This is a genomic window from Bacillus sp. FSL L8-0528 (assembly GCF_038593085.1).
GTDB classification, from domain to species: domain Bacteria; phylum Bacillota; class Bacilli; order Bacillales; family Bacillaceae; genus Bacillus; species Bacillus paralicheniformis.
This window is the reverse complement of record NZ_CP151961.1, coordinates 3307562-3326481: the sequence shown is the minus strand read 5'-3', so window position 1 is coordinate 3326481 and position 18920 is coordinate 3307562. Positions and strand designations below refer to the sequence as shown.

The window sequence follows — 18920 nt, the reverse complement described above, 5'->3', positions numbered from 1 at the left end:
GAGGCTGTTTCTTTTTTATAGTATAATGGGAAAAAAGATAGATAAGGCAGGTGACAAAGATGAAAATCAGGAAGGCAAACATCTTGAACAAAGATCAGATGATCACAGACGTTTACCTCCATGAAAATAAAAAGGAATTTCATACGCTTGTGGCTGTGCCGCAACTGGAGTGGAGTAAGCTGATTTCCTATGAGGAAGAAAAAGCAGAGCTCGCCGAAAAGCTTGACCGGTCATTGTCGAAAGTGGCTGAAGCGGATGCGGCCGGGGAGCTGTCCAAAAAGATTGTACAATGGGTGACTGAAATGTAACCCGGGCTCATGCCCGCTGTTTTCATGGGCATACTGATAAAAAAACGCAGCTTAAAACAAGCTGCCAGCAAGATAAACTGGAGGGTCTAAGACGTGAGCGACCAATCAATGGATCAATATTTACAGCAGGGAATGTATGGACCACGCGAAACGAAGACGGATGAACGCAGACTGTTTTTAGGCTCGCTGAGGGAACGGGTCATCATCGCATTGACTAAAGGACAAGTGCTGCGTCCGCAGGCATACCGCGAAGTCATCGATGCGCTTGGCTCAAAAGCGGATGCGACATTATTGCTGAACGGTGAAATCGACTACTCTCATTTATCTCCTTACATCAAGGAGTCCAATAAACAAGGCGTTCCTTTTTCCATCGTGTCCGACCAGCAATCGGATACTCCCCTTGGACTTGTCCTCGCGGCGCGCGAGGCCGTAGAGAAAGAATCGATTTATGTTCAGGACGACATCTTTGAGCAGTCGGTTTTAAACAAGAGATGAGGCACGGGTTTTCGCACGCGTCTTCCACAGGGCGTGTGAACCCGCGGTTTTTGTTTTTTTCTGAAAAAGAAAAAACCGCTGCTGGCGCGGCTTGGCAGCCATATCCGCTTGATTCGCCATTCACTTGTCCGTTTAGATAAGTTATAATGTTACCTATCATACAAAAGGCGGGGAGGGCGGCAATGAAAAAAGCTCTTATATGTATAGATTATACAAATGACTTTGTCGCAGCTGACGGAAAGCTGACGTGCGGAGAACCAGGCCGGAAAATCGAAGACGCCGTGACGCGTCTCGCGGAAACGTTTATTCAAAACGGCGATTACGTCGTATTTGCAGTCGATTCACACGAGGCCGGCGATTCGCATCATCCGGAAACCCGTTTGTTTCCTCCACATAATATAAAAGGTACATCAGGACAGGATTTATACGGAAAGCTTGAAGCGCTTTATCGAAAACACGAACATGATCAGAATGTCTATTACATGGAAAAAACAAGGTACTCTGCTTTTGCCGGGACAAACCTCGAGCTGAAGCTTCGTGAAAGGGATATTAAAGAACTGCACCTCGTTGGCGTATGCACAGATATATGCGTGCTCCATACCGCAGTAGACGCTTATAATAAAGGGTTTAATCTTGTCATTCATCAAAACGCAGTGGCTAGCTTTAACCCGGACGGGCACGACTGGGCTCTTTCTCATTTTGCAAACACCCTGGGAGCCTCAGTGTCAGATTGAGGAAGGAGAAATGAAGGTTGGAACACCGTTTTACAGACGACAGTCTAGCACTACACACAGACCTATATCAAATTAATATGGCGGAAACGTATTGGCGCGACGGCATTGATCAAAAGAAAGCCGTATTTGAACTGTTTTTCAGAAAGCTCCCTTTTGACAGCGGTTTTGCCGTTTTTGCCGGTCTTGAAAAAGCGATTGAATTTTTGCGGGATTTCAGATTCACTGAAAGCGATTTAGTTTATTTAAAAGAAGAGCTGGGCTTCAAAGATGACTTTCTCAGCTTTTTAAAAGATATGAGATTCACCGGTTCGCTTTATTCCATGCAGGAAGGCGAAATCGTGTTTGGAAACGAACCGATCATGAGGATCGAAGCGCCATTGGCCGAAGCGCAGCTGATTGAGACGGCTCTGCTCAACATTGTGAATTACCAAACATTGATCGCGACTAAAGCCGCGAGAATCAAAAGTGTGATCGGAGATGAGACGGCGCTCGAATTTGGAACAAGGCGCGCGCATGAAATGGACGCGGCGATGTGGGGAGCAAGGGCCGCGATTATCGGCGGATTCGACGCGACAAGCAATGTCCGCGCCGGCAAGCGGTTTGACATTCCGGTATCGGGCACGCACGCCCATGCGCTTGTTCAAGCCTACCGCGACGAATACACGGCATTTAAAAAATATGCGGAAACCCATAAAAAATGTGTCTTTTTGGTCGATACATATGATACGGTGCGTTCCGGCATTCCAAATGCAATCAAAGTGGCGAAGGAATTCGGTGATCAAATTGAATTTTCGGGAATCCGCCTGGACAGCGGAGACCTCGCCTATTTGTCGAAGAAAGCGAGAGCCATGCTGGATGAAGCCGGATTTACAGATACAAAAGTCGTCGCATCAAGCGATCTTGATGAGTATACGATTATGAACCTGAAAGCCCAGGGCGCAAAAATCGACGTCTGGGGCGTCGGCACAAAGCTGATTACCGCTTATGATCAGCCGGCTCTCGGCGCGGTTTACAAACTCGTTTCCATCGAAGAAGACGGAAAGATGGCAGACACGATTAAAATTTCTTCGAATCCGGAAAAAGTGACGACTCCAGGCTTGAAAAAGGTGTACAGAATCATCAATCAGCTGAACCACCATTCAGAAGGCGATTATATCGCTTTGGACTATGAAAAGGTCAATGAACAGGAGCGGCTGAAGATGTTTCACCCCGTTCATACGTTTATCAGCAAGTTTGTGACGAATTTTGATGCGAAAGACCTTCACCAGCCGATCTTTGAAAAAGGCGAGCTTGTTTATGAGAATCCGAGCATTCAGGATATTAAGCGGTATGTTCAAGAAAATCTCAGTTTGCTTTGGGAAGAGTATAAGCGGATCAGCAAGCCCGAAGAATATCCTGTCGATTTAAGCGAAGCTTGCTGGAACAACAAGATGCAGCAAATTCACGAAGCGAAAATCAAGGCGAAAAAAGGTCTGGATCAAGGTTGACTCTGTAAACGATAGTTTTTAATATAACTGGGGATTGAAACAGATAATTTCTTCGGGGATTATCTGTTTTTATTTAAGTTCAATATTTGGGCGGATTTTTTAAGCAGACGGGATTTGCTCATTTATTTGATATACTTAAAAGCGAAGGCACCTCAGTCGCTAGGGGGAAGAAGAATGAGGGTATTCGTTGCCAGACAGCCAATATTCAACAGAAAAGAACAAGTTGTCGCATACGAGCTTTTATACAGGGAAAGCGAGAAAAACTTTTTTTCCGGTATTGACGGTGATCAAGCGACAACAGAATTGATGATTAACAGCTTTTTAAACATTGGAATCGATAAATTGACAGAAGGCAAAAGGTATTACGTGAATTTTACCGAAGGTCTTTTGGCATCAGGGCTGCCGACTTATTTTGATCCGGACCAGCTCGTTGTAGAAATCCTTGAAGATGTGCCGATCACCCCTGAGCTTATCGAAAGGTGCAGGCATTTGAAAAGCCTCGGCTACACGATTGCCCTTGATGATTTTTGTTTAAAGCATCGAGTGGAGAGGGACTTGCTCCATCAGCTTTTGGCATCCATTGATATTTTGAAGATCGATTTTTTCAAAACGACGCGGCAGGAAAGACAGAGCATCCTTCGATCATGCCGGAACCACCGTCTGACGTTCCTCGCTGAAAAAGTGGAGACGCGAAAGGATTATGAGCAGGCTGCAAAAGACGGATTTCAACTGTTTCAAGGCTATTTCTTCAGCGAGCCCGCTGTGATTGACGGTCAGGACATTACATATCATTTCCATGCTTATTATGAGCTGCTGCATGAATTAAGCGAAGATCAGCCTGATATTGAAAACGTCACAAATATTATAGAACGCGATTTGTCGCTTTCCTACCAGCTGCTGAAGCTGTTGAACTCTCCGGCCAACCGGCCGATTCAAAAGATTAAAAGCATCCGCCAGGCTATCGTGCTTCTCGGATTTAAAGAAATCAAAAGGTGGATCTTCATCCTCTCATTTAAGGATTTAACGAAAAAGCAAAACTCCAGCAAGAACGAAGTCGTCAAGATTTCGCTGATCCGCGCGAAGCTTTGCGAATTGCTGGCGAAAAAAACGAATCGCCCTCAGCCGGCTTCTTATATGCTGACAGGCATGTTTTCATTTATCGATACACTGCTGCACAAAGAACTGGCGGAAGTCATCAGCGAACTGCCGCTGACGGACGAAGTAGGACAAGCACTGCTCGGCAAAGAAAACGATTATCGAAAAATCTTGCGGCTTGCAAAATCGATCGAACGAAACGAATGGGAAGACAACACGCCAGAAGCAGAAGGCTTAACAAAAGATGGAGCGTATCAATGCTATCTTGAAGCCGTTGATTGGTGTCAAAAACTTTTATAAAAAATTCCGGCTCCTTTTTTAGGGGCCGGAATTTTTTTGCGCTAAGACCAACGCAATAGCAGGAATATTCTGCTGCGGGGGCTGATGAGTATGATGCGGATGCCGTCGGGATCGAAAGAGGCATCAAGCTGGCTGCGGACGCCGGTTTGCCTGAGCAGGGCAAGGACGGTATTTTTTTGGTTGCTTTGGGCAGCCGTCATGATTTGGTGAGCTAAAGCACGCGAGGCTGAAAGCCGGCTTAAAATTCTCTGTCCGTCAGCCATCAAGCCCTCCGCTTCCTTTGCCGAACGTGAAAAGGCGCTGGCTTCAACTTCGGGATAGACCTGCCGGCGGTGGACATGTTGATATGGATACATCCAAAAGCAATAAGGCGGAAGCAATATGAACACCTCTTTTCAATTATTACGGGTCAAATTGCGGTTTTTGCGGTGTAAGGCGAAGGGATGGTTTTTTTAAAGGGCCGAAATGCGTGTCGGTCTATTGCGTGTTTTTCGGTGGTGCATACCCGATCTGCGTTCCGTGAACAATCAAGTTTTTCTATTCCCGGCTAGTTATTACTTTAGACTCAAGGTCAAAAAACGAACAAAAAACAGCTGAACTTGTGATGTTAAAGGGGTTTATAAGTGATCTTTATTTGACTCCTTGAAAAACAAACTAAAATTTTATGTTTCATTAGGAATTGTGAACTAATCGCAAATCGTGTAAAATGGGTGTTATGGTCTATTTGAAGTTTGCGGTGTAACGCATGAATTTATATGCAACTTTTCGGTGAAAAATAGACCAATTCCCTTTAAACTTGTATTAACAGATCAAATACCTATGACTCGTTCACTATACACAAATTGATTGATCTTCCAAAAGGAGTGTGGAACCGGTGGAAAAGCAACAAATTGAAGAATTAAAACAACTGCTTTGGCGGCTTGAAAATGAAATCAGAGAAACAAAGGACTCCTTGCGCAAGATTAACAAAAGCATTGATCAATACGATAAGTACACATATCTAAAAACCTCGTAAAAAGACTTGTTTCAGACAAGTCTTTTTTTTTTGTGCAAACGAATCCAAAAAAAGGATAAATTATTATATAATTGTTAAATAAAAAAATTGCTCTGTCAATCGGGAATTTGATTTAGTAAAATATTAAGAAAGGAGGGAGCACCATCTCTAAGCTTTTTTGTCTAGATCACAGTAAAATCAAGCAAAGAATGAATCATTTTATAGACATTGAGATTCCCAACGCGGACTTAAATCGGACGCTGCACGCTTTTCTAGATGCAAAGGACCAGTTGCATTTCAGCGAGCTTGCTTTTTATCATTACCAAAGTTTCGGCGGCACGGACACTGATGCGGCGGAAACGCTTGGAGCGGGCATAGAACTCTTGATTCTTGCGTTTGATATATTCGATGATTTAGAGGATGAAGACAGCCCCGATGAACCTTGGATGAAAATCAACCGTTCAGTCGCAATGAATGCGGCGACTGCGCTTTATACAATAAGCATTAAAGTGATCAGTTCGGTGTCGAAAGAACCGGTGTTTTTTGAAAAATTGATGGAATATATACTTCAATCGATGCAGGGACAGCATGACGATCTCAGCAACCGCCCTGCCACTGAAGATGAGTGTCTTGACATGATCAAGCGTAAATCCGGGTCGCTGACAGCCTTGCCATGCGTGCTGGGAGCGATGCTTGCTACGGGTAAATTTGACCCGGCGGTTGAAAAGTACGCCTACCAGCTGGGCATTGCTTCACAAATTGAAAATGATTATAAAGCACTTTTTTATGATTCAAAAAGCGATATTGCCAAGAAAAAGCGGACGCTTGCGTACTTATATTTGTCAAGAAAATTTAACCAGCCGTCGATTGATTTGTTAAAAACATTTGAAACTGAGGATAAAATTGCCGATAAAGAAATAAAATGCTATAAAGAGAAATTGAAAGCAGCAGGCGTCACTCAGTATATGTATGTTATGAATCAGCTCGCTATTCAGAAATTTAAGAAGGGAATCGAGGAGCTGAAGTTGGGAAATATGGAGAAAGAACGTTTGATGGCTTCGCTTTTAAACGAGTCTATACGAGGAGAGTCTTATGCAGGAGATCGTTAGTTTTTTGGTTGAACACCCAGAAGTGTTGGAACAGGTTATTGCTGGTAAAGCCAGTCTTATAGGTGTTGATAAAGACCAAATTTTCGGTTTAATTGAAGGTTTTAAAAGAATTGAAGCAGGTTGGGGTCCTTACCCTAATTTATGGTTCAAATAATGAATAGTAGGGATTTCTAAATGAAGTCATATTATAACAAGGTTTTACTAGTTCTCATATTGTTAAGTTTTATTTATGTTCTCTATGTTTGCTATCTTAGTTTTAATAATAATCTAGTTGGGTTAAAGGTGAAAAACCTTGATGAACACAGCCTAGAAGTTGTGGAAGTGAAAAAACACACTTTAGCCGCTGATTATGTAGAATTAAAAGAAGGAGATATCATTCATAGAATAAATGGGCAGCAGGTTCCATTTAAAAAAGATAAAGAATATACATTGTCAAACGTTTTAACGTTAACAATTGAAAGAAATGGGAAAGTATTTGAGAATGATTCTCTAATGTATTTGGATTTAGTCAGTTATGACAGTTTTTTTATATTTATCATACCGTTGATTTTTTACTTTTTATGTTTAATTTGTGTGTATTTTATTTTTAAAGTAAACAAATCTAAAAATCTCTTTTCAGCATTTTTATTAGTCCTATTTCTACTTATTACTTCTATAGCTTATGTCAGTGCAGGTGCTGTTGCAAGAGGTGACACTTTTAGTAGATTTGTAAATATACTTACTTTTTTAGCTGTTCCAACTAGCTACTTACATTTTATATATCAATACTTTAAAGAGATAGGGAAAACATTTTTCAGTAATAAAGTTTTTTTACTTTATTTAATACCATTTATAAACCTCATACTTGAAGCTGGTTTATACATATTTGAATTTGAGGGAAGTATTCTGAAAAGCATAAACTTATTGTCGTTCTTTATTTCGATGGTTATTGTTTTTATTCTGATTACATATGCCTTAATTAAATTCAAGTATTCTCAACAGTCCTACTTATTGAAAATATTAATGTTGATGAACTTCATTGCATTGGTACCGTTTTTGTTTTTCTATGTACTTCCTATGCTGGTCTTTGGTGATTATATTTTTTCGGCCATTGTTGTATCCCCGTTTCTGTTGCTGATTCCTTTATCTTTGGTATATCAATTTATGTCTAATAAAATATATGATATTGAATTTTTAATTGGTCGATTGAAATATTATAGTTTTTTAGCTATAATTCCAACTTCTTTAATTATTACTATTTTAGCCATTGTTAAGCATCAAGAAGGAGAATTTTTTACAGTACAGGTTACAATCTTTACATATCTTATCATGGTAGGCGTTTTCTATTTAAAAGAAATTATTGATTTCCGCTTTCGGCTAAAGCGCTTTTCAGAAAAATTTAACTACCAGGATAGTATTTTTAAATTTACTCAAACCATTCGAACATTTACGTCTTTAAATCAAGTTTTAATGGAGTTAAAACAAATCGTTTTGGACGTGCTTCTTGTTAATAATATTTATATGCTCAAAGTAAAAAACGATGGATCGGTATCGATGCTAGAGAATGATGCAGAAGAAAAACCTTGGATCCCGTACGAACAAGAAGTAACCAAGGTCATCACCGACATCGGCAAAATCGTCGAAGTCGACCGCGGATTTTTGATTAAGATCGGTGAACGGGGCGGGACGTCTTATGTCATGCTGTGTTTGTCGGTTTTAAATACGCCTAGGCTGACGCGCGATGAGATTTCGTGGCTTGAGACGCTGGCGTTTTATACGAGTGTTTCCCTGGAGAACGTCTTGAAAATCGGCGAGCTGATGGAGCATCTGGAACATGTGAAAAAAGAAGGGCCGAATCCGGCGTGGCTGAATAAATTGATGTTTGCGATTGAAGAGAAGCAGAGATCTGATTTAGCCCGTGATCTTCATGATTCTGTGCTGCAGGACATGATTTCCTTGAAGCATCAAAGCGAGATGTTTCTGGCTGATTTTGAAAAAGATAAAGTCTGTACGAATCAAATCAGGCAAAGGCTCATCAATATGAATGAGCAAATGTCCACCGTCATCCAGACGACAAGGGAAACGTGCCAGGAGCTGAGGCCGCAGCTGTTGTACGATCTCGGACTGGTCAAAGCCCTTTCGAAACTGGCGGCGCAGCATCAGGAGTCCTCATCGATCGATAAGATCCGCCTTAATACGGAAAGGTTCTCAAAGGTGCTCGATCTGGACACGCAGCTGAATTTGTACAGAATTGTGCAGGAGCTTTTAAGCAATGCGGTTAAACACTCGAAAGCTCATGAGGTTTTGATTATGCTTGTCTGCATAAAAGAAAAAGTGGTTCTTCATTATGAAGATGACGGCATCGGTTTTGATCCGGACAAGCTTTATCAAAACAGCGCAAGCATGGGGCTGTCGGGCATTCGCGAGCGCGTCCGCGCGCTGAACGGCAGTCTGGATATACAGACAGCAGAAGGGAAAGGCTTCAGGGTCGCCATTGAAATGGAATTGTAATGTTTAGTTAACATTTTTGCTTGGCATCCGCCAAGTTTTTTCTATAAAATGGTGATAGGGCAAGGTTACGCAAAAGGGAGGAAATTATGAGAAGATTACTTGTGATCGATGATCATCCGGCTGTCATGGAGGGGACGAAGGCAATTCTTGAAACGAACCAGGACTTTGTTGTCGATTGCCTCAGCCCTGAAGCCAGCGAACAATTTCTCAAGAAGCATGATTTTTCTGCGTATGACCTGATCTTAATGGATTTAAATTTGGGTGAAATCAACGGCATGGACCTATCTAAGAAAATCCTTGAGACGTGTTCATCATGCAAAATTATCGTTTACACAGGCTATGAAGTCGAAGATTATTTTGAAGAGGCGATTCGTTCCGGCATGCACGGCGCCATCAGCAAAACGGAATCGAAGGAAAAGATTATAGAGTACATATATCAGGTGCTGGATAATAAAATTGTCGTCGATTTTGATTATTTCAAGCAGCTGATTACACAGCAAAAATCGAAGTCAAACAGCCAGCAGACCCAGCACGATCTTTTGACTGAAAGGGAATGCCTGATCTTAAAAGAAGTCGAAAAAGGCTATACAAATCAGGAAATTGCTGATGCGCTTCATTTAAGCAAGCGGTCGATCGAATACAGTCTGACTTCCGTATTCAGCAAACTGAATGTAGGATCACGAACAGAAGCTGTTTTAATCGCGAAATCTGAAGGCGTACTTTGATGAAGGGACGATTGTGATGGAAACGAAACATACACTTCTTGAAGCGTTGGGAATCGAGTTGAAGGAATGCAGTAAAGAGCGGTGTGTTGCGGTCATGCCTGTCGATGAAAGAACGCGTCAGCCATTCGGCTATCTGCATGGAGGTGCGTCCGTTGCGCTTGCTGAAACGGTGGCAAGCATCGGGGCATATCAGCATATCGATCCAAAAGAGGAGGCATGCTTCGGGCTTGAGATCAACGCCAACCATATTAAATCGGTGAAAGATGGAACGGTTAAAGCGGTCGCAACGCCTCTGCATGTAGGCAAATCAACAATGGTGTTTCAAATTGAAATACGCGATGAGCAAGACAGCCTGATTTGCACGTCCAGGTGCACGATGGCGGTCATCAGCCGTCCTTCATCGTAAACATAAAGAAAACTCGCCTTTTACGGGCGAGTTTTCTTTTTATAAATAGGAATCTTCCTTCTTTTTAATCAGAAAATTTCTGTAGCCTTCATAATCGTCCTGTACGCTTTTCTTTTCCATTTTAACGCCTGTATTATAGGCGGCCCTTGCGATCAGGTGGGCGCCTACAGGAGACGTCAGAAATACAAAGACGATACCGAGCAGCACTTTGGCCGTAATGAAGCCGTGCAGAAACCAGAAGTAAAAGAATACGCCGAGCAGCACGCTGATGATCCCCAATGTCGCTCCTTTAGAAGCGGCGTGGATTCTTGAGTATACGTCAGGCAGCCGCAGCGTTCCAAAGGAAGCGGCTAACGATATCAGTGCGCCAAGAAGGACCAAAACGGCGATAAGCAATTTAGCGGCTTCGATCATTTTCGATAATCTCTCCTTTCTCAAGGAATTTAGAAAATGCGACGGTGCCGATAAAGGCCAGAATACCGATCAAGAGGATGACTTCCAAATATGCTGTCGTATTTAACAGGATGGACACGAGAGCCGTAATTCCGATCAGGTTGATGCCGATCGCATCAAGCGCCACCACTCTGTCCGGGATGCTCGGCCCTTTAATGACCCTCAGGACATACAGAAAAGTGGAGACCGCCAAAATGCCGAGTGACAATTGCAAAATTAATTCAAACATCAGCGGCTTACCTCCTTAATCGCCTCTTCAAACGAAATGCGGATATCATTGATGGCTTTCTCGGCATCATCGATATCGACCGCATGAATATAAAGAATCGAACGGTCATCGGAGATATCGACGACCAATGTGCCCGGTGTCAGCGTAATCAGGTTCGCCAATGTCGTGATTTCCCAGTCTGCTTTAAGGTCTGTCTTGAAGGCGAATATGCCGGGCTTATTTTTTAACCTTGGGGATAAGATCGTCTTTAATACGCTGACGTTTGCGAGAACGAGCTCTTTAATAAAAATAAACAGCAGTTTGATGATCGCCCAAATGTTAATCAAGTAAAAGCGGCGGCGGAAAAAACGCCTCATCAGAAAGAGCGAGAATAATCCGATCACATAACCGACGACAAACCCGGCAGCGGTGTAGTCATTGTTCAGAAACATCCAGCACAACGCAAGAATAAAATTCAACAATATTTGTAATGCCATGCGATCTACTCCTTCAAAACGGCTTCAATATATTTTTCGGGGTTGACGAGTGTATCAGCCGCCTGATGGAAATACGGCGCGATAAGCTCGGTTCCGAGTCCGATGGCAAGCGACAGAAAGAGCAGTACCGCTGCCGGATACATATAGCCTTTTAGCGGTCTTTTGGCCGGAGCATCTTCCTGTTCATCCCCCCAGAAGCCGTTGATAAATATTTTCATGACGGAATACAAGACGAGCAGACTGGATAAAAGCATCAGCAGCGTAATCACGAATTCACCGCTTAGAAAGCCGCCCTCTGCAATTTTCAGCTTGCCGATGAATCCGCTGAAAGGAGGAACCCCTGCCAATGAAACGGCTGAAATCATAAACATCCAGCCGAGCACCGGATGGTTTTTGATCAGGCCGCTCATTTTTTTCAGGTTGTTTGTTCCTGTCAGGGCAAAAAGCGCTCCGCCAAGCATAAACAGCGCTCCTTTAATGATCATGTCATGAATCAGATAGTAGACAGATCCTTCGATCGAAGCCGGCGTATTGGCGGCGATACCGAACAAGATCACACCGACCGCCGTCACAATATTGTAGATAATGATTTTTTGAACATCCCAGTAGGCGATCGAGCCGATGACACCGAAGATGATCGTAAGGGCCGCAAGCCAGACCATTAATTGATGAGTAAAAGCCGCGTCTTGGGTGAAAATTAATGTAAACACCCTTGTGATCGCGTACAGGCCGACTTTGGTCAGAAGTGCGCCAAACAGTGCGGACACAGCGGCAGGCGGCGCATAATAAGAACCAGGCATCCAGAAATACAGCGGGAAAATGCCGCCTTTTAAACCGAAGACGATCAAAAATAAAACAGCGATGACCGTGATCAGTCCGGTTTGGCCCGATTCACTGATCCGAACGCTCAAGTCCGCCATGTTTAATGTGCCCGTCACCGCATATAAATAAGCGACTCCGATGACAAATAGGGCGGAAGAGATAATGTTAAAGACGATGTACTTCAGAGATTCCCGCAGCTGAATCTTCGTGCCGCCAATGACGATCAGCACATACGAAGCCATCAGGAGAACCTCAAAAAATACGAACAGGTTAAACAAGTCCCCGGTCAAGAAAGCGCCGCTAACTCCGGCAAGCAGGAACTGGACCGCGGGATAATAAAAGAAACGCTCGCGTTTTTCACCGATGGAGCGAAACGAATAAAGAATCGTCAGAAATCCGATAATGGCTGTCGTTAACGCCAGAAGGCTGGCGAATTGATCAGCGACAAGGCTGATTCCGAACGGCGGCTTCCACCCGCCGAGATACAAGGTCTGGATTCCGTCCGTATAGACGGTCTGCACAAGAACAGCGGCCGCAGCGATCGCCGCAATGGAAGATATGGCGCTGAATGCACGCATCAGCACGATCGACTTGTTCATAAAGATGAGCAGAACTGCGGCCATTAAAGGAATCAGTATTGGCAGAATTACAAGATTATTCATGTTGATCATTTCCCCTCATTTGATCCATATCATCCATTTTCAGCTCTTGGTAGGCGCGGAAAGCCATGACCAGGAGAAACGAGGTGACCCCGAAAGCAATGACGATCGCCGTTAAAATCAACGCCTGAGGGAGAGGGTCGACATAGGATGACGACTCTTCATTTAAAATGGGGGGCGCTCCTTTTTTTAACCCTCCCATTGTCAGCAAAAGCAGGTGGACGCCATGGCTGAGAACGGCAGTTCCGATAATCACCCTCAGAAGGCTTTTTGAAAGCAAGAGATATGTCGCCGCCATAAACAAAATTCCTACAATAAAAGACATTAAAATCTCCATTATTCTCTCTCCCCAATCGTCTGAATAATGGTCATGGTCACGCCGACCACTACGAGATAAACCCCGATATCAAACAATACCGCGGTGGCAAGCTCCGTTTTCCCCAAGAGCGGAAGGTTAAAGTAATCAAACGCGTGGGAAAGAAACTGAGCGCCGAATAAAAATGAGCCGATTCCGGTGGAAACGGAAATGAATAAGCCGACGGCCGCCACATAGATAAAGTTGACGGGCAAAATGTTCTGCACCGTTTTTAAATCATAGGCAAGCAGCAGAAGGACGAGCGAAGACGCCGTCATCAATCCGCCGATAAAACCGCCGCCCGGGTTATTATGGCCGGCAAAAAACAGATGGAAAGAAAAGAGCAGAATGATAAAGGATGCAATCTTTGTAACGGTTTGCAGGATCACATCATTCGTCTGAACCTTTTTCAATGCTCTTCCCCTCCTTTCCCCATTCTGAGCCTGATCATGCCGTATATTCCTAAAGCGGCTATGACAAGTACGGTAATTTCAAACAATGTATCAAATCCCCTGAAGTCGACCAATATCACGTTGACGATATTGTGGCCGCCTGCGAGTTTATAGCTGTTTTCAATAAAATACGATGCGATGCTTTCAAGGGAGCGCTGGCTGTTTGCAGAAAGTGCGAGCAGCGTCACAACAGTTCCGACCCCGACCGAGACAAGCGCATTTGTGACCCTGAACTTAGCCGACTTCGGCTTGAATCTGAGCTTCGGCAAATGATAGAAGCAAAGCAGGAACAATGCGACTGAAATCGTTTCAATGATCAGCTGTGTCAGCGCGAGATCCGGCGCTCTGAAAATGACGAAGAACAGCGCGAGCGTGTAGCCGATGACGCCGAGCCCGATAATCGCCGTCAGTCTTGATCTTGCGAAAACGGTGGTAAATGTTGCGGCAATCATGACGGCTGAAAGCACAAGCTCATAGATGCCGATTGAAGCATTGCCTTTCACATCGTAAGAAAAACCTCCGGTAACAGCGAGCGATCCGCCGATGATCACGATAAAGAAGACAAAAACATAGACGAGATAATCGCGAAGAAACCCGGTCATATATGTTCTTGTAATCTTGTTGGAGCCTTTTTCAAGCCCAGACAGCGAGCTGTCGTACAGTTTGTTGAGCGTCAGTTTTTCCGGGAAGAGGCCGTAGACCTTCCGCCATTTTGACAAGGTCAAATAGGCGAGAACTCCGAGAGCAACGACGCCGATTGTCATGTAGAGTTCAGGTGAAAAGCCGTGCCACATGTAAATATGAACCTTGAATTTTTCGTCTCCGTCCAAAAGAGTCGGCATAATCGACGATGCAGCAGGTTCAATGATGCTGTATGACAGAATGTTCGGGAAAAAGAAAAAAATCACCACGAGAGAGACGAGGACAATCGGCGAAATCAGCATACCGAGTGGAGCCTCATGCGCTTGTTTTTCAAGTTTTTCGGGCTGATATTTCCCCCCGAACGTTTTAAACAGCAGAACCATGCAGTAAATGAACGTAAACACGCTTCCGATCCAAGCCAGAACAGGAAGCAGAAAACTCCATGTGTCGGCGTTATACAAGTTAAAGTTCGTAATCCTGAGCATGCTTGTGAAAAACATTTCCTTGCTCAAAAAGCCGTTGAACGGCGGCAGACCAGCCATTGAAAATGCGCCGATCAGCGTAATCGTAAACGTAATCGGCATGATCGTCATCAGTCCGCCGAGCTTGCGGATATCCCTCGTTCCCGTTTCATGATCGATGATTCCGACCGCCATGAACAGGCTGCCTTTGAATGTCGCATGGTTGATCAGGTGAAAAACGGCGGCGATTACTGCAACCATATAGTATTCAAAATTTTGATAGTGCAGAGCCGCGGCTCCGACGCCGAGCATCGACATGATCATTCCGAGCTGGCTGACCGTAGAAAAGGCAAGTATCGATTTCAGATCAGTCTGCTTGACGGCGTTGAATGAACCCCAGAAAAGTGTGACAATCCCCGTGAGGGACACGATCCAAAACCATTCCCCGGAAAAAGCGAACACAGGGGTGAATCTTGCAACGATATAAATTCCCGCTTTTACCATCGTGGCGGAGTGCAGGTAAGCACTTACAGGCGTTGGTGCTTCCATCGCGTCCGGAAGCCAGATGTAAAAAGGGAACTGCGCAGATTTAGTGAAGGCTCCGATTAACACCAGCACGAGAGCCGGAATGAAAAAGCCGTGACCCGAAATTAAATCAACTTGGTTGATCATTTCTCTGATCGAGAATGAACCCGTAATCGTGTAAAGAAGAATGAAGCCTCCAAGCATGGAAAGACCGCCGAAAATGGTGATAAGCATCGATTTCGTCGCGCCGTATCTTGATTTTTCCCGCTTGTACCAATAGCCGATGAGCAAAAAAGACGATATGCTGGTCAATTCCCAAAATAAATAAAGTACAATGACGTTATCAACGAGAACAACGCCGAGCATTGCCCCCATGAACATGAGCAGATAAACATAAAACGGTCCGAGCTGCTCTCTTTCTTTAGATAGATAATAGATGCTGTAAAGGACAACCAAAGACCCTATCCCTGTAATCAGAAGGGCGAATAGCAATCCGAGTCCGTCAACGTATGCGGTAAAGTTAATGCCAAAAGACGGAATCCATTCCAGTACAGCCTTTAATGTTCCGCCATCCGCCGTCATGTTGATCATGCGGAAAAAATAAATAAATAATAGAACAGGAAGAACCAGGACAAACCAGCCTGTATGAATCTTTCTGACGTTTTTCGCCAATAGCGGAATCAAAAAGGCGAGTGCAAAAGGCGATAAAATTGCAATATGTAAAGCCGTCATATTAACCTCCCTTAAAGTAGCATGTATAAATACATTCTGTTCCATACTAAAATTTTCAAACGTTATGTACTTTTTTAGAACTGGTGACCTAGACAAATTATAACTCAAATTTTAATCGGCTGCATGATCTCATGGTAACCGCGGTTTATGCGGTCTTATGAACCTGAAAACAATTTTAACAAAAAATGCGGCATTTGTATAATGGAAAGTTTTTTTGAACAAGATGAATTTGAGGTGATGAAAGATGAGAAGGAAAGCTTTTGTCAGCTTAAGTTTATTTTGTTCGCTTTTTGCGGGAGCGTTTATGATCAACAGGGAAATGACGCGTGAACAGACTCCGGGGATAGGAACGGACGAAGGCCCTCAATTCCGCGGGGATTACACGCCGCTCCAGACGGGAGCGGAAGATCAGTCCTTAACGGGAAAAGAAAGAGCTCCCTTTAAACCGAGAGAATATATCAGAGTTGAGAAACGCTGAAAACAAAAAAGGAATCCGATCGTATAGATCAGACTCCTTTTTGTTTTTTTATGCGGCCCTTACGTGAAGAACCTTAGTAAAACGGTCGCCATAATGACGGTTGCTGCCCCGCCGAGACGCGTTGAGATTTGCGCAAACGGCATCAGCCCCATCCGGCCTGAAGCCGAAAGAATGGCCACGTCCCCCGTACCGCCGAGACCGCTGTGACAGCCAGTGACAATCGCTGATTCAACAGGGTACATGTTCATTAATTTTCCGACAAAGTAGCCTGATGTCACCATGGCAATGACGACTGAAGCGCAGACGGCGATGAAGCGCAGGGAAATAACGGACGCCACATCATCAAGCGGGATGTAAAGAATGCCGAGCCCGACCATCAGCGGCCAAGTGAAGCTTGATGACATGAATTTGTAAAGCTGGTGTGCGCCTTTTTCCATGCTTGCAGGCAGAAGCTTTGCATATTTTACGGCAGCCGCCGCGATGATCATCAGGATCGCTCCCGGAATTGCGATGAACTTGGAGACCAAACCGCCGAAAATGAAGAAGGAACATGCGATTAAAACGCCGGCACCCATTAATTTTAAATCGATTTTCGGCTCCTCTTCTTTTTGGTTGAAAATTTCATCGTCTTTTTTCGATTTGACGAGCCTGCCGTTACCGTTCAGTTCAGGACGCTTTTCGCCAAGCTTTTTCATCAGTCCGGCTGAGATGATGGCAACGACGTTTCCGATAATAGCGGCCGGAATGAGCTGTGAAACAAATACATCGGTGGATTGTCCCAAAATTTGCGAGTAAGCGAGTGACAGCGGCAGGATTCCTTCGCCGATGCCTCCGGCAATAATCGGTACAATAATAAAGAAGAAAGCTTCATAAGGGCTGTAGCCAAACAACAGACCGACGAGAATACCGGCGGCAACCGCTGCGACCGTCCCGGCCAACAACGGAACGAACATTCTCATAAAACCTTGAATCAGAACCGTGCGATGCATCCCTAAAATACTTCCCGCGACTAAACATGCGATGTAGAAATACAGAAAATTCGACGTTTTCATCAAAGTCGTAACCGCTTCCATAGATGCGGGGTTAAGCACTTTGAAAAAGACTAAAAACGACGGAACAAACAGCGAGAGAATGGCAGGTCCGCCGATATCTTTTAAAATCGGAATACGCTGTCCGACATCCCCGAGAAAAATACCGAGAATCATAATGACCGCGAAACCGCCAAGCATGTCATTCGGCAATTCGTTAAAGTAAGCTGCCAGAAAAATAATCAGCGCAAGCGCAATGTATAGCGGAAACGGAATCACGCCGATTTTCCAATTGATCAACTTCTGGAAAAAATTTTTATTTTCTTTATGACCGTGATTTGTAATCGGTTTCAAATCTTTTGCTGCTTCCATCAAAAACACCCCCATGTTTGTATGTGTTCAATTGTAGAAGAAAAGTGTCAATTCTGTGCGTTTTTTAAATTAAAATAATCGATTGATAATTAAATTAAAGCGAAAGAGAGCGGAAAAAGAGGAGGAATCTGCTTGGTTTCGATCAATTTATAGGTTTTTTGGTTTATTAGGAAGCTGTATCCAGGTGAAAAAAGGGAATTCTCTGTCCGGGGAGAAAGCTTTTTTAAAGCAGCAATTAAAAAAACCCCGAAGCTGTTTTCGGGGGTTTTTGCATTATGATTTTCTTTTGGCAAGAGATCCTAACACCTCTCCCATTTTCACTTGAAGAGAGGGGTGAAGGCGCTCATCAGGAATAAAGGTATCCTTTTCAAACAGCAGAATTACGGTCGAGCCGAAAGAGAAATATGCGATTTCGTCGCCTTGGCGCCATTCTTTTGACTCCTGGAGCATCACGATCGAGTTAATATACATAGCCCCCACCTTCACAAGCAGTGCGGACCCATATTGGTGCTTAAATTCGGAAATCATCCGGTAGTTTTTTGTCAGCGGCGATTTCCCGTATGTCAAACCGATTTGATTCACGGGGTAAGACGTGCTTCCCAGCGAATATTGCGTTTCAAGTGTACCGTCAGCCGGGCTGTGAATTCTGTGGTAGTCCCTCGGGCTTAAATAGATAATGATATAGGTTCCGCCGATATAGCGGTTCACGATCTCGGATCGTCCGATCATTTCTTCTACGGAATAGAGCTTTTGTTTGACGGTAAATTGCTTGTCACGGGTGATGGCGCCCATTTCTTCGATGACTCCGTCCACAGGGCTGACCAGGCTGTTTGGATCAGCGGGAAGGGGGCGTGCACCGCTCTTTAATTTTCTGATGAACAGCTCATGCAGGCTGTTAAAAGAGCGGACATCTTCAAGCATCTCTTCTGTATTGATATGAAAGGTTTTGATATAGGAGGGGATGAGAGGTTTGCTGAGCTTTGACTGAGCAAACTTTTTCAGCATCCGTGACATGCCCTTTTTATTTGTCAACTCGATCAAAAACCGGTAAAGCCGCTTTTTCAAGCTGTTCACTCCTTTACTGATCACGCGG

At 44.1% G+C, this 18920-nt stretch carries 22 protein-coding genes; 12 read left to right on the top strand and 10 right to left on the bottom strand.

The window, feature by feature from the left end:
* The first annotated feature begins 59 nt into the window (after positions 1 to 59).
* The 5 genes from MHI30_RS17030 to MHI30_RS17010 all read left to right on the top strand — a co-directional run bounded on the left by MHI30_RS17030 (position 60) and on the right by MHI30_RS17010 (position 4419).
* Positions 60 to 308 carry a YueH family protein gene (locus MHI30_RS17030; RefSeq protein WP_075751286.1) on the top strand — a complete coding sequence of 83 codons (249 nt, stop codon included), beginning with the start codon at positions 60 to 62 and terminating at the stop codon, positions 306 to 308.
* A gap of 93 nt (positions 309 to 401) precedes the next feature.
* Positions 402 to 803: a YueI family protein gene (locus tag MHI30_RS17025; protein ID WP_075751285.1), complete on the top strand. Its 402-nt coding sequence runs from the start codon at positions 402 to 404 to the stop codon at positions 801 to 803.
* Between the two features lie 182 nt (positions 804 to 985).
* On the top strand, positions 986 to 1537 hold the full coding sequence (locus MHI30_RS17020) for an isochorismatase family cysteine hydrolase (RefSeq protein ID WP_026580053.1): 552 nt from the start codon (positions 986 to 988) through the stop codon (positions 1535 to 1537).
* 17 nt (positions 1538 to 1554) lie between these two features.
* Positions 1555 to 3024, top strand: a complete 1470-nt coding sequence (locus MHI30_RS17015; protein WP_023856157.1) for a nicotinate phosphoribosyltransferase — start codon at positions 1555 to 1557, stop codon at positions 3022 to 3024.
* A gap of 174 nt (positions 3025 to 3198) precedes the next feature.
* Entirely contained in the window at positions 3199 to 4419 is a 1221-nt protein-coding gene (locus MHI30_RS17010; RefSeq protein ID WP_075751284.1) for an HDOD domain-containing protein, read from the top strand.
* Positions 4420 to 4460: 41 nt separating this feature from the next.
* On the opposite strand, the gene MHI30_RS17005 is transcribed toward MHI30_RS17010, so the two are convergent.
* A complete protein-coding gene (locus MHI30_RS17005) occupies positions 4461 to 4808 on the bottom strand; it encodes a hypothetical protein (protein WP_256700590.1) in 348 nt (115 codons plus the stop codon).
* Positions 4809 to 5293: 485 nt separating this feature from the next.
* On the opposite strand from MHI30_RS17005, the gene degQ reads away from it, so the two are divergent.
* The 6 genes from degQ to MHI30_RS16975 all read left to right on the top strand — a co-directional run bounded on the left by degQ (position 5294) and on the right by MHI30_RS16975 (position 10143).
* Positions 5294 to 5434: a degradation enzyme regulation protein DegQ gene (gene degQ / locus MHI30_RS17000; protein WP_003184860.1), complete on the top strand. Its 141-nt coding sequence runs from the start codon at positions 5294 to 5296 to the stop codon at positions 5432 to 5434.
* A gap of 188 nt (positions 5435 to 5622) precedes the next feature.
* Positions 5623 to 6522 carry a polyprenyl synthetase family protein gene (locus MHI30_RS16995; protein WP_075751282.1) on the top strand — a complete coding sequence of 300 codons (900 nt, stop codon included), beginning with the start codon at positions 5623 to 5625 and terminating at the stop codon, positions 6520 to 6522.
* Positions 6506 to 6676 carry a competence pheromone ComX gene (gene comX / locus MHI30_RS16990; protein WP_075751281.1) on the top strand — a complete coding sequence of 57 codons (171 nt, stop codon included), beginning with the start codon at positions 6506 to 6508 and terminating at the stop codon, positions 6674 to 6676. The genes MHI30_RS16995 and comX overlap by 17 nt, the downstream gene beginning before the upstream one ends.
* A gap of 20 nt (positions 6677 to 6696) precedes the next feature.
* Complete coding sequence (locus tag MHI30_RS16985) at positions 6697 to 9012, top strand: sensor histidine kinase (protein ID WP_075751280.1); 2316 nt, start codon at positions 6697 to 6699, stop codon at positions 9010 to 9012.
* Positions 9013 to 9098: 86 nt separating this feature from the next.
* Positions 9099 to 9737 carry a response regulator transcription factor gene (locus MHI30_RS16980; protein ID WP_075751279.1) on the top strand — a complete coding sequence of 213 codons (639 nt, stop codon included), beginning with the start codon at positions 9099 to 9101 and terminating at the stop codon, positions 9735 to 9737.
* 16 nt (positions 9738 to 9753) lie between these two features.
* Positions 9754 to 10143 carry a hotdog fold thioesterase gene (locus tag MHI30_RS16975; RefSeq protein ID WP_075751278.1) on the top strand — a complete coding sequence of 130 codons (390 nt, stop codon included), beginning with the start codon at positions 9754 to 9756 and terminating at the stop codon, positions 10141 to 10143.
* 39 nt (positions 10144 to 10182) lie between these two features.
* On the opposite strand, the gene mnhG is transcribed toward MHI30_RS16975, so the two are convergent.
* From mnhG to MHI30_RS16940, 7 genes are read right to left on the bottom strand one after another with little or no spacing between them, the layout of a single operon-like run.
* Entirely contained in the window at positions 10183 to 10557 is a 375-nt protein-coding gene (gene mnhG / locus MHI30_RS16970) for a monovalent cation/H(+) antiporter subunit G (protein WP_075751277.1), read from the bottom strand.
* A complete protein-coding gene (locus MHI30_RS16965; protein ID WP_075751276.1) occupies positions 10541 to 10825 on the bottom strand; it encodes a Na(+)/H(+) antiporter subunit F1 in 285 nt (94 codons plus the stop codon). Before MHI30_RS16965 ends, mnhG begins: the two co-directional genes overlap by 17 nt.
* A complete protein-coding gene (locus MHI30_RS16960; RefSeq protein ID WP_075751275.1) occupies positions 10825 to 11301 on the bottom strand; it encodes a Na+/H+ antiporter subunit E in 477 nt (158 codons plus the stop codon). The genes MHI30_RS16965 and MHI30_RS16960 overlap by 1 nt, the downstream gene beginning before the upstream one ends.
* Before the next feature lie 5 nt (positions 11302 to 11306).
* Positions 11307 to 12785 (bottom strand): Na+/H+ antiporter subunit D, encoded by a 1479-nt coding sequence (locus MHI30_RS16955; protein WP_075751274.1) that lies wholly within the window; start codon positions 12783 to 12785, stop codon positions 11307 to 11309.
* Positions 12778 to 13119 carry a Na(+)/H(+) antiporter subunit C gene (locus tag MHI30_RS16950; protein ID WP_043929148.1) on the bottom strand — a complete coding sequence of 114 codons (342 nt, stop codon included), beginning with the start codon at positions 13117 to 13119 and terminating at the stop codon, positions 12778 to 12780. Before MHI30_RS16950 ends, MHI30_RS16955 begins: the two co-directional genes overlap by 8 nt.
* Positions 13119 to 13550, bottom strand: a complete 432-nt coding sequence (locus MHI30_RS16945) for a Na(+)/H(+) antiporter subunit B (RefSeq protein WP_003184834.1) — start codon at positions 13548 to 13550, stop codon at positions 13119 to 13121. The genes MHI30_RS16950 and MHI30_RS16945 overlap by 1 nt, the downstream gene beginning before the upstream one ends.
* Positions 13547 to 15949, bottom strand: coding sequence for a Na+/H+ antiporter subunit A (locus tag MHI30_RS16940; protein WP_075751273.1), 2403 nt, complete (start codon positions 15947 to 15949; stop codon positions 13547 to 13549). Before MHI30_RS16940 ends, MHI30_RS16945 begins: the two co-directional genes overlap by 4 nt.
* A 244-nt stretch (positions 15950 to 16193) precedes the next feature.
* Between MHI30_RS16940 and MHI30_RS16935 the strand changes: the two genes are divergently transcribed.
* A complete protein-coding gene (locus tag MHI30_RS16935) occupies positions 16194 to 16427 on the top strand; it encodes a hypothetical protein (protein WP_041817304.1) in 234 nt (77 codons plus the stop codon).
* Positions 16428 to 16486: 59 nt separating this feature from the next.
* On the opposite strand, the gene MHI30_RS16930 is transcribed toward MHI30_RS16935, so the two are convergent.
* The gene (locus MHI30_RS16930; protein ID WP_075751272.1) at positions 16487 to 17827 is read right to left on the bottom strand and encodes a 2-hydroxycarboxylate transporter family protein; all 1341 of its coding nucleotides are present in this window, start codon (positions 17825 to 17827) and stop codon (positions 16487 to 16489) included.
* A 273-nt stretch (positions 17828 to 18100) separates the two neighbouring features.
* Complete coding sequence (locus MHI30_RS16925) at positions 18101 to 18892, bottom strand: phosphatidylserine decarboxylase (RefSeq protein ID WP_075751270.1); 792 nt, start codon at positions 18890 to 18892, stop codon at positions 18101 to 18103.
* Positions 18893 to 18920 lie beyond the last annotated feature (28 nt).

What these genes read in the sequence shown, in the direction of transcription:
- MHI30_RS17030 (WP_075751286.1), top strand. Translation starts at nt 60, where the DNA reads ATGAAAATCAGGAAGGCAAACATCTTGAACAAAGATCAGATGATCACA.
- MHI30_RS17020 (WP_026580053.1), top strand. Translation starts at nt 986, where the DNA reads ATGAAAAAAGCTCTTATATGTATAGATTATACAAATGACTTTGTCGCA.
- MHI30_RS17010 (WP_075751284.1), top strand. Translation starts at nt 3,199, where the DNA reads ATGAGGGTATTCGTTGCCAGACAGCCAATATTCAACAGAAAAGAACAA.
- MHI30_RS16995 (WP_075751282.1), top strand. Translation starts at nt 5,623, where the DNA reads ATGAATCATTTTATAGACATTGAGATTCCCAACGCGGACTTAAATCGG.
- comX (WP_075751281.1), top strand. Translation starts at nt 6,506, where the DNA reads ATGCAGGAGATCGTTAGTTTTTTGGTTGAACACCCAGAAGTGTTGGAA.
- MHI30_RS16985 (WP_075751280.1), top strand. Translation starts at nt 6,697, where the DNA reads ATGAAGTCATATTATAACAAGGTTTTACTAGTTCTCATATTGTTAAGT.
- MHI30_RS16980 (WP_075751279.1), top strand. Translation starts at nt 9,099, where the DNA reads ATGAGAAGATTACTTGTGATCGATGATCATCCGGCTGTCATGGAGGGG.
- MHI30_RS16975 (WP_075751278.1), top strand. Translation starts at nt 9,754, where the DNA reads ATGGAAACGAAACATACACTTCTTGAAGCGTTGGGAATCGAGTTGAAG.
- mnhG (WP_075751277.1), bottom strand. Translation starts at nt 10,557, where the DNA reads ATGATCGAAGCCGCTAAATTGCTTATCGCCGTTTTGGTCCTTCTTGGC.
- MHI30_RS16965 (WP_075751276.1), bottom strand. Translation starts at nt 10,825, where the DNA reads ATGTTTGAATTAATTTTGCAATTGTCACTCGGCATTTTGGCGGTCTCC.
- MHI30_RS16960 (WP_075751275.1), bottom strand. Translation starts at nt 11,301, where the DNA reads ATGGCATTACAAATATTGTTGAATTTTATTCTTGCGTTGTGCTGGATG.
- MHI30_RS16955 (WP_075751274.1), bottom strand. Translation starts at nt 12,785, where the DNA reads ATGAATAATCTTGTAATTCTGCCAATACTGATTCCTTTAATGGCCGCA.
- MHI30_RS16950 (WP_043929148.1), bottom strand. Translation starts at nt 13,119, where the DNA reads ATGGAGATTTTAATGTCTTTTATTGTAGGAATTTTGTTTATGGCGGCG.
- MHI30_RS16940 (WP_075751273.1), bottom strand. Translation starts at nt 15,949, where the DNA reads ATGACGGCTTTACATATTGCAATTTTATCGCCTTTTGCACTCGCCTTT.
- MHI30_RS16935 (WP_041817304.1), top strand. Translation starts at nt 16,194, where the DNA reads ATGAGAAGGAAAGCTTTTGTCAGCTTAAGTTTATTTTGTTCGCTTTTT.
- MHI30_RS16930 (WP_075751272.1), bottom strand. Translation starts at nt 17,827, where the DNA reads ATGGAAGCAGCAAAAGATTTGAAACCGATTACAAATCACGGTCATAAA.